This window comes from Mesorhizobium neociceri (assembly GCF_013520985.1).
Lineage (GTDB): Bacteria > Pseudomonadota > Alphaproteobacteria > Rhizobiales > Rhizobiaceae > Mesorhizobium > Mesorhizobium neociceri.
The window spans coordinates 1-407 of record NZ_JACDTY010000071.1; the positions used below are offsets into that span (position 1 = coordinate 1).

Genomic DNA, 407 nt, shown 5'->3' on the forward strand with positions numbered 1-407 from the left:
GTTCTGGATCGCGACCTGCAGGGCCTGCGTCGCCTTGGTCGGGAAGTTCCGGCGCTCCTGCACTGCAGCGAGATCCTCACTGCGGACGCTCCGATCGCGCAGCGGCCCGGCGAGCCGGTTGGCGGCCGCGACAGCGTCCTGGATGGCGAGATTGACCCCCACGCCGCCGATCGGCGACATCGCATGTGCCGCATCGCCGATGCAGATGAGGCCCGGCTGCCACCAGCGATCGAGCCGGTCGACCGCGACCGAGAGCAGCTTGAGGTCGTCCCAGCTCGCAATTTCGTCGGCGCGGTCGGCGACGATCGGCAACAATTCGGCGAGGCCGGCCCTGAAGGCGCCGAGGCCGGCGGCGTGGAGCTTTTCCAGCGTGCCTTTCGGAATGACATAGGCGCATTGCCAGTAGT

General features: G+C 68.3%; 1 protein-coding gene. It reads right to left on the bottom strand.

All coding sequences use genetic code 11. The features are described 5' to 3' along the window. On the bottom strand, positions 1 to 407 hold a 407-nt coding region (locus H0241_RS35365; RefSeq protein WP_181062303.1), incomplete at both ends, for an FAD-dependent monooxygenase.